Source organism: Flavobacterium sp. WG21 (assembly GCF_000335775.1).
In the GTDB taxonomy this organism is placed as follows: domain Bacteria; phylum Bacteroidota; class Bacteroidia; order Flavobacteriales; family Flavobacteriaceae; genus Flavobacterium; species Flavobacterium tructae.
The window spans coordinates 1-9,399 of the sequence record NZ_AMYW01000058.1 but is presented as its reverse complement, the minus strand read 5'-3'; the positions used below and the strand labels follow the sequence as shown (position 1 = coordinate 9,399).

Annotated in this window: 9 protein-coding genes; 5 read left to right on the top strand and 4 right to left on the bottom strand. The window is 36.0% G+C overall.

Features of this window, described 5'->3' with window-relative positions; translation table 11 throughout:
* Positions 1-77: 77 nt before the first annotated feature.
* On the bottom strand, positions 78-1,190 hold the full coding sequence (locus C245_RS0122290) for a lactonase family protein (protein WP_017498827.1): 1,113 nt from the start codon (positions 1,188-1,190) through the stop codon (positions 78-80).
* 269 nt (positions 1,191-1,459) lie between these two features.
* On the opposite strand from C245_RS0122290, the gene C245_RS0122285 reads away from it, so the two are divergent.
* The 4 genes from C245_RS0122285 to C245_RS0122270 all read left to right on the top strand — a co-directional run bounded on the left by C245_RS0122285 (position 1,460) and on the right by C245_RS0122270 (position 5,986).
* Positions 1,460-3,388 (top strand): BatA domain-containing protein, encoded by a 1,929-nt coding sequence (locus C245_RS0122285; protein ID WP_026110232.1) that lies wholly within the window; start codon positions 1,460-1,462, stop codon positions 3,386-3,388.
* Positions 3,389-3,531: 143 nt separating this feature from the next.
* Positions 3,532-4,788, top strand: a complete 1,257-nt coding sequence (locus C245_RS0122280; protein ID WP_017498825.1) for a dihydroorotase family protein — start codon at positions 3,532-3,534, stop codon at positions 4,786-4,788.
* A gap of 5 nt (positions 4,789-4,793) precedes the next feature.
* A complete protein-coding gene (locus C245_RS0122275; RefSeq protein ID WP_017498824.1) occupies positions 4,794-5,120 on the top strand; it encodes a membrane protein in 327 nt (108 codons plus the stop codon).
* Between the two features lie 221 nt (positions 5,121-5,341).
* The gene (locus tag C245_RS0122270) at positions 5,342-5,986 is read left to right on the top strand and encodes an alpha/beta hydrolase (protein ID WP_017498823.1); all 645 of its coding nucleotides are present in this window, start codon (positions 5,342-5,344) and stop codon (positions 5,984-5,986) included.
* Between the two features lie 94 nt (positions 5,987-6,080).
* Here C245_RS0122270 and C245_RS0122265 read toward each other — a convergent pair whose 3' ends face one another.
* From C245_RS0122265 to C245_RS0122255, 3 genes are read right to left on the bottom strand one after another with little or no spacing between them, the layout of a single operon-like run.
* Positions 6,081-6,512 carry a hypothetical protein gene (locus C245_RS0122265; protein WP_017498822.1) on the bottom strand — a complete coding sequence of 144 codons (432 nt, stop codon included), beginning with the start codon at positions 6,510-6,512 and terminating at the stop codon, positions 6,081-6,083.
* A gap of 47 nt (positions 6,513-6,559) precedes the next feature.
* Positions 6,560-7,063, bottom strand: coding sequence for a hypothetical protein (locus C245_RS0122260; RefSeq protein ID WP_035747178.1), 504 nt, complete (start codon positions 7,061-7,063; stop codon positions 6,560-6,562).
* A gap of 13 nt (positions 7,064-7,076) precedes the next feature.
* The gene (locus C245_RS0122255; protein WP_017498820.1) at positions 7,077-7,841 is read right to left on the bottom strand and encodes an MBL fold metallo-hydrolase; all 765 of its coding nucleotides are present in this window, start codon (positions 7,839-7,841) and stop codon (positions 7,077-7,079) included.
* A 90-nt stretch (positions 7,842-7,931) separates the two neighbouring features.
* On the opposite strand from C245_RS0122255, the gene C245_RS0122250 reads away from it, so the two are divergent.
* Positions 7,932-9,392 carry a TonB-dependent receptor gene (locus C245_RS0122250; RefSeq protein ID WP_017498819.1) on the top strand — a complete coding sequence of 487 codons (1,461 nt, stop codon included), beginning with the start codon at positions 7,932-7,934 and terminating at the stop codon, positions 9,390-9,392.
* Positions 9,393-9,399 lie beyond the last annotated feature (7 nt).

Here is a 9,399-nt window from a genome sequence, read left to right as displayed (position 1 = left end):
TTNTTTTGAGCTTTGTTACTTTTCCACAGCCACAATCTTAGCTGCTTAGAACCTTAGCAACTTAGTACCTTAATAAACTATATTTTTGTAAATACCAACCCAACCGGAGAACACAATCCAATTCTCTTGCCTGTATCGGTTAATTTCCCGGTCGTTTTATCTCTTTTAAAAATAATAATGTCATTCGTATATTGATGTCCTACTAAAAGAAAATTACCCGTAGGATCAATCGCAAAATCTCTTGGGCCTTTTCCCAGCGTACTCACCTGCTCTACCAATTCAATCCCTCCATTTTTCTGAATCTTATAAACGGAAACAGAATTTGCATCGACACGATCTGAAACGTATAAAAATGCTCCGTCAGGCGAAATTTTGATGGCTGCCGCTCCGGTTCCTCCTTTAAATCCTTTTGGCAAAATGCTGGTCTCTCCAATTACTTTCAAATTTCCGTTTGGGTCAAAACTAAAAGTCGTTAGAGTACCGTCTAATTCCTGAACCAAATACACAAATTTACCGTCTTTACTAAACGTCAAATGCCTTGGTCCGCTTCCCGGTTTTACATCTACAGACCCTTTCAGTGTTAAAACTTCATTTTTAGAATTCGGATTGTATTTATACACAAAAACTTTATCCAGACCTAAGTCATTAGACAAAACAAACTTTTTATCAGGGGAATAAGCCACCATATGTACGTGTGCTTTTTCCTGACGCGCCGCATTAATTCCTTTTCCTGCATGCTGAACCAACTGCTGTGCTTCAGAAATGCTTCCATCGGCATTCTTCTTAAAAACAGCAATATTTCCTCCTGAGTAATTCGCGACAAGCACATTTTTATCATCATTAATCAAATGACAGGGATCAGCGCCCATTGCATCATTTTTATTTAGAAAAGTTAATTTTCCAGATCCTGCATCATAACCAAAAGCACTAACAGAGCTGTGAGTCCCGTTTTCGTTTACGGCATACACAAACTTATTGTCTGCTGAAACCGATAAATAACTTGGGCTTACTACATTTTCTGAGGAACTTTTCAATTTAAAATCACCGGAATCGGCATTAAAATCATAAACGTAAATTCCATTACTCTGACAAGTATTCGTGTAAGTTCCTACCAGCAAATTAAATTTGTTCTGAGCCTGTAAACCCGCACAGGACAAAGCAGAAAAAAGCAGTATATATAATCTTTTCATAATTCTTAAATTGTTTTAGATACGCTAAAATAGCGAATAATATCTTCTCCGAACCCATTTTTTTGTTACAAATGGGATTACAAAAGTTAGATTTTTCAGACGATACAAACCGTTTCTTCAACAAAAAACGATCTAAATTCATTAAAAAGAATAGCCAACGGCGTTTGCTCATAATCTGCTCTATAACTAATAGGGTTTGAGTAAAAATTTGTATTTTTGACCAGTGTCTTCGCGAAAAATAAAACGTAGTGAAGTAAATCGAAGCCCGAATGCATTTTAAACATCCCGAAATTCTATACTTTCTGTTCTTGTTAATTGTTCCAATTTTGGTTCATTTATTTCAATTACGACGTTTTAAAACCTCCTTTTTTACTAATGTCCGCTTCCTGAAAGAGATCTCTGTTCAGACCCGAAAGAGCTCAAAAATCAAAAAGCGATTGTTATTAGCCACCCGCTTGCTGCTATTAACTTGTATTATTCTGGCTTTTGCCCAGCCTTTTTTTGAGGCTAAAGACAGTAAAAATGCTGCCAACGAAATGTACATCGTTCTCGATAATTCGTTTAGCATGCAGGCGAAAGGAAAAAAAGGAGAACTACTAAAACGTGCCGTGCAGGAACTTCTTGAAAACACGCCCGAAAATGCCTCTTTTTCACTGTTGACTAACACTGAAAACTATTGGAATACCGATATCAAATCATCAAAAAGTGCACTGCAAAACCTAAAATATAGCGCTACACCTTTTGAACTTCCGTCAATAATAGCAAAGATCAAAGCACACAAATCAGCTCATAAAAAAGATATTGTAATTATTACCGATGCGGTAGGTCTTACCGGGAAGGACATAAAAAACCTTGACACCGAAGAGAAACCTTATTTTATTATTCCGGAAGCGGAACAGAAAAACAATATTGCCATTGACAGTGTTTTTATCAATCAGACTCTGGAGAATTTCTATGAGATAAGCGTTAATCTCTCTGCTTACGGAGAAGATTTCAAACCTGTTTCGATGGCTCTGTACAATCAAAACAAACTGATTGCCAAAACCATTATCCATTTTGATGCAAAGAAAAAGAAAATAGACTTTACCATTCCGAAAGAAGCTTTTCATGGTTACGTTGTTATTGAAGACAATGGATTAGCGTACGACAACAAGCTTTATTTCAGCATCCTGAAAACAAAGAAAACAAACATCATCAGTATTGGTGAACCTGAAAAAAGTAATTTCTTATCCCGAATTTATACATCGGCAGAATTCAACTACAACAACTATTCGATCAGCAACCTGGATTACAACAGTTTAGACAAACAAAATACCATTATTCTAAACGAACTGACAGAAGTTCCCCAGGCCTTACAAACTACCTTAAAAGCATTTGTCGCTAAAGGTGGTAATTTAGTAGTGATCCCTTCCGAAAAAACAGCTATTTCTAATTTGAATTCTTTCTTGGGTAATTTTGGAAAAATTCAGTTTACCGCTCTTGAAAACAAGGCGAAATTAATCACCAAAATCAATTTTGATCATCCATTATTCTCTGGTGTGTTTGAGAACAAAATCACGAACTTTCAATATCCAAAAACAAACAGTTCTTTTGGCATTTCAAGTCCGTACCCAGCCGTTTTATCCTACGAAGACCAAAGCGTATTTGTAACAGCCATTCAAAATCCGGTTTCGGGAATTACGGTCTTTACGGCACCTATTAATGCCACAAATTCAAACTTTCAGCAGTCTCCTTTGATTGTTCCATTATTTTATAAAATGGGGCAGAACAATCAAAAAACCGGGGTTAACGCTTTGATTATAGGCAGTAATCAGCCTTATTTTGTCGATGTATTATTAACGAAAGATGCCATTTTGGAAGTAAAAGGAAATGATGATTCCTTTATTCCCATTCAGCAAATACTAAACAACAAAGTTAAACTCACCTTTAATGATTTCCCAGAAACAGCTGGGAATTATAGTGTTTTTGACCGAAAAGAATGGGTCGAAAATCTAAGTTTTAATTACAAAAGAAGCGAAAGTGACCTGAGTCAGGTAAATACCAATGTGGTTTCTGATTTTAAAACAGCGGATACGATTTCGACCATTTTTAACACCTTACAAACGGAGCGAACAGACAGCCAAATTTGGAAATGGTTTGTTATCTTTGCACTGTTATTTTTAGCATTAGAAATGGCAATAATAAAATTTGTAAAGTAGTTCTTTTAGCTTGTATGTCATTTCGACGTAAGGAGAAATCACACTTGCTGAGAACGCACTGCACAGAATATTGAAATGCGATTTCTCCTTACGTCGAAATGACAAACGAGAATCTGTAAAATAATAAATAAATTTCTCTACATATGAAAATAATCATCAGAAGCGCCAAAATAATCGATTCAGAGAGTCCGTTTCACAATCAGACCGTTGATCTTTTAATTGCAGATGGTTTAATTGAAAAAATAGGAACTTCACTTCCTGAAATTGATAATGCAAAAGAGGTAAAATTTGATCACTTACATCTTTCTCAAGGTTGGTTTGACAGCAGCGTTTCTTTTGGAGAGCCGGGTTACGAAGACAGAGAAACGATCGCCAACGGATTGAATGTTGCGGCAAAAAGCGGTTTTACAGCCGTTGCTCTTCAACCCAACTCCTTCCCTGTTATTGACAATCAATCACAGGTAAATTTTGTAAAAAATAAGGCAAACGGTTTTGCTACTGAACTTTTCCCAATTGGAGCTTTAACTAAAGCCAGCGAAGGAAAAGATATGGCTGAGCTTTACGATATGAAAAATGCCGGAGCTGTTGCTTTTGGAGACTACAACAAAAGTATCGACAACGCCAATGTACTTAAAATTGCTTTACAATATGTACAGGATTTTGATGGTTTAGTGATTACCTATGCACAAGACCCTAATTTAAAAGGAAATGGTGTTGCTAATGAAGGAATCGTTTCAACAAGATTAGGACTTAAAGGAATTCCTGCTCTGGCCGAAGAGCTTCAAGTTGCCAGAAACTTATTTCTACTAGAATATACCGGTGGAAAATTACACATCCCGACCGTCTCTACTGCAAAAACTGTCGCATTAATTCAAGAAGCAAAAGCAAAAGGCTTGCAAGTTACTTGCAGTGTTGCTGTACATCATTTGGTACTAACCGATGAAAAACTGGAAGAATTTGACACCCGTTTTAAAGTAACGCCACCACTACGAAGCGAAGCAGACAGAAAAGCTCTTTTAAACGCAGTTTTAGACGGGACTATTGATATGATTACTTCCGATCATAATCCAATTGATATTGAATTCAAAAAAATGGAATTCGACACCGCTAAAAATGGAACAATTGGTCTGGAAAGTGCTTTTGGTGCTTTATTAACGGTGCTGCCTTTAGAGACTGTAATTGAAAAATTAACGTTGGGTAAAACGGTTTTCGGAATTGAAAACAGTGTCATAGCAGAAGGTTCAAAAGCCAATTTCACTTTCTTTACTCCGGAAGGAAAATCAACTTTTACCAAAGAAAACATTCTATCCAAATCTAAAAACTCTGCTTTTTTAGGAGCAGAAATCAAAGGTTCTGTTTATGGAATATTCAATCAAAATCAACTTGTTACCTCTAAATAATTACAATGAACAATTCAATTGAAAAGGGAAAACCAATCGCTATCACCAGTTATATTTTGATTATTGGGGTACTAATCGCAATGTCGATGAACTCTGAAGACAAAAACAGCTTTGCTTCTTTTCACATTCGTCAGGCATTAGGATTGTCTTTAACCTTTATTTCGTTCGGAGCCATCATCAGCAATTTTGACAGCTTCTTTATTACTTTCCCCATGTGGATCTGTATTTCAATTTTATGGACTTACGGCATTTTTACTGCCATTCAGGGACAAACAAAACCAATTCCGTTAGTGGGAGAGCTTTTCCAAAAATGGTTTCAAAAAATAGGGTAAATTTTAAATTACATTCTTTGTCAGACTTCGACTTCGCTCAGTCTGACAAGTTTTATCTTCGCTCAGCCTGACAAACATTATCTTAACTCAGTCTAGCAAGATTCGAATTCGCTCAGCCAAACAAGATTCGAATTCGCTCAGCCTAACGAGATTTGTCTTAATAGTTAATACATACTACAAGTTACATTTTACATTTCACAACTCACATCTTACACTTAAAAATGAATCTATCTCTAGAATATAAAATACAAGAACCAAAAGTTATCTTAGATAAAAATCCTGTTTTAATTTTATTACACGGATACGGCAGCAACGAAGCCGATTTATTCTCATTTGCAACCGAACTTCCTGATCACTATTACATTATTTCAGCCAGGGCACCTTATGATTTACAATATGGCGCTTACGCCTGGTATGCGATTAACTTTGATGCAGATCAGAATAAATTTTCTGACAATGAACAAGCAAAAACCTCCCGTGATGTAATTGCCGGCTTTATTGATGAATTAACAACTAACTACCCTATTGATCCTAATAATGTAACTTTGGTTGGTTTCAGCCAGGGATCCATTTTGAGTTATTCCGTTGCACTTTCATATCCTGAAAAAGTACAACGTGTAGTGGCAATGAGCGGTTATTTTAATGAAGATATCATCAAAGATGGTTATGATAAAAATGACTTTAAAAACCTAAAATTCTTTGCCTCACACGGAACTGTCGATCAGGTAATCCCAATCGAATGGGCCAGAAAAACGCCTGCAATTTTAGAACATTTGAATATTCCAATCACCTACAAAGAATATCCTGTTGGGCATGGTGTTGCTCCGCAAAATTTCTTTGATTTTAAGAACTGGCTGACGGAATAGTTTTCAGTAAAAAGTAAAATGTGAGATGTAAAAATGATTGGTTTATCAGTTTTACATCTCACATCAAAAGCTATAAAAGTCGAAACGTTATAATCTATTCGCCTGTATAAATAATTTTCCCGGCTTTCTTTAAAACATAACCTTTCCAGGGAATTAACTGCAGATCACCTTTAATCCAAGGCTCTCCTTCTGATTTTCTTTCTAAAAGGATTACTTCATCTTGAGTATCCAGAAAAAGCTCTGCTTTATTTCCGTCAAAAATAACATAAGCTACAGTGGAATATGTTTTTCCATCTTCGGCATGAGCTAATTTTGTACCGACTTCAAAAAGACGAACACATTCTTTCTTAAGAGCCGACCAGGTGTAACCCGCAGAAGGTTTACATCCATGAGCATCCGAATCTCCTCCAACAACAGCTGGTTTAACTTCTTCTTTCTTTTCAAAATTTTTATTCTCTTCTGCGACTTTCTTCCCGCAAGAAAATGAAAGTCCCGCAATAATAGCAAGCAAAAACACCTTTTTCATAAGTCGAATATTTAGTTAAACTGGCCTGGAAGTAAGAAAAGAGCTTCTTACTTTTGATACAGCCAGGTTTGGTTTACCTCAAAAGTAATACTTTCGTCATCATTAACAAAGTACTTCAACAATACTTCTCCCCACATTTCACCATTGCTGTAATCTGCAATAATCCATCTGTGATTTAAAATTTTCACCTTATTGATGATGAATTTGTTCGGACCAATTTTGTCTTGTCCGGTATAAGGATTCCCGTTTGGGTTTGCATTTAAATCCAATAGTTTCTCTGTTACCAGCGGAATTAGTTTTTCATATAAAATAACTTTTCCTCCGGTTGCACTATTGTCAAAATAATTCTGTGCATTTTCATTGTGCTCCAAAGAAAAATAATCTGCTTCCGCCAATTTTGTTGACACCAAATTAATACTGTCTCTCAGCTTTTTGGTCGTTTTTACATATCTGTCCTGCTCAAATTTTACTTCGCTGCTGTAAAACATATAGGTAAAAACATTCATTAATATCGCAAGGATAAAAAGGTAAAGCATTAAGGATTTTTTCATTTTTGTAATATAATTAAATTGTAATTTCTAAATTATCATAAGCCAGAAAAACATTTTCGGGCAATTGTTTTTGTACTTCTTCATGAAAGCCTAAAACGTGACTAATATGCGTTAAATAAGCAACTTCAGGTTTCACCAAGTCGATAAAATCCAATGCTTCCTGCAAGTTAAAGTGAGTATCGTGCGGTTCTAAACGTAAAGCATTTACGACCAACACCTTTAAATTTTTAAGTTTTTCAACCTCTGCTGCATCGATCGTTTTCACATCTGTCAAGTAAGCGAAGTCATCGATGCGGTATCCAAAAACCTGCAAGTCACCGTGCATGACATTAATTGGAATTGCTGTTTTATCGCCAACGGCAAAAGGCACGTCATTCACTACCTCAATCGTTTTAACGCTGGGTGCACCTGGGTACTTGTTTACGGTTTCAAAAACATAATCAAAACGACGTTTTAAATTGTCGATTACACGTTGATGCGCGTACACAGGAATCTCGCCCTGTCTAAAATTATAAGGGCGAATGTCATCTAAACCGGCCGTATGATCAGCATGTTCGTGTGTAAATAAAATAGCATCGAGCTTTCGGCAGCCACAGGAAAGCATCTGTTGTCTGAAATCAGGACCACAATCGATCACATACGAATGATCGTCCCATGTAATCCAAATAGAAACACGAAGTCTTTTATCCTTAGCATCAGTGCTTTTACAAACAGGATGATCCACTCCGATTATCGGAATGCCTTGAGAAGTACCAGTACCTAAAAAATATACCTTCAATTGAACTTAATTTTTTTACAAAAATAGGATTATTTCTCTTTCATTAGAAGGCTAATTTACTAACTTTGTAACAAATCTATTTAAAATAAAATGGGTACAGAAATAAAACTCAAAGGTGACAGGGTCATCGAACAGATTCCTTCTATAAAAGACAAAGCATTACGCATTAATTTAAACGAGAATATTTACGGAACATTTGCTGAAATAGGCGCCGGACAAGAAACAGTAAGGCATTTTTTCAGATCCGGAGGTTCATCGGGAACAATTGCAAAAGCAATGTCTGCCTATGACAAAGATTTTAGTGATGCCGTTTATGGAGCTGAAAACGATGGACGTTATGTAACTGAGGAACGGTTAAAAAAAATGCTTACCCATGAAGGGCAAATCATCGAAGAACGATTAAGCAGAGAAAAACATCCAACAAAGCTTTTCTTTAGTTATGCCAACACTGTTGCTACCATAGATTTCGCTAAACAATTTAAAGGTCATGGCTGGGTAGGAATCCGCTATCAAATTGAACCGGATGAAGCATACAACGAAATTATTCTACACATTCGTTTTAAAGAAACTGATGCCAGACTACAACAGGAAACACTTGGAATCTTAGGAGTTAACCTAATTTATGGTGCTTTTTACAAATACAACGATCCAAAACGATTACTTCGTTATTTATACGATCACTTAGACAAAGACCAACTCGAAATCGACACCATTAACTTCTCAGGGCCTCGTTTTGCTCATGTTGACAATCGTTTGATGAGTTTACAGTTGGTTAAAAACGGAATGACTGATGCCGTAATGTTCAATCCGGAAGGAAAAAACATATTACCGGCGGCTATTTTATACAAAAAAAATCTTCTTGCTTTAAGAGGAAGTTTCCGTCCGGTTACAAAAGTAAACATGGACATGTATGAGAAGTCACTTAAAATGTTTTTGGAAGAAAACAAAGTAGAAAAAGACAATACACTGGTTATTTTCGAAATTACTCTTTCTAACTTACGTTCTGATGGTGAAATTGACGAACGTGACTTTATGGACAGAGCCGAATTACTTTGCTCTCTGGGGCAGACTGTAATGATTTCAAATTTCCAGGAATATTATAAGGTAGTAGAATATTTTGCTAATTACACCAAAGCCCGTATGGGATTGGCAATGGGTGTAAACAATTTAGTCGATATTTTTGACGAGAAATACTACCGTCATTTAAGTGGTGGAATATTAGAAGCCTTTGGAAAACTATTCTACAGAGACATGAAAGTTTTCTTATATCCAATGTTGGATGAAAATGGCGTTTTAATGAATTCAAACAACTTAAAAGTACATCCAAGAATGAAAGAATTGTACAAATTCTTTAAATTCAATGGAAAAGTAATTGATATCGCAGATTATGATCCGCATAACTTAGAAGTTTTCTCTCGTGAGGTACTAAAAATGATCAATCAGGGAAAAACGGGATGGGAACACATGCTTCCAACCGGTATTGCCGAAATCATAAAAGAACATCATCTTTTCGGATACCATCCGCAGAAAGAACTGGAGCAAAATACATAATAAAAAA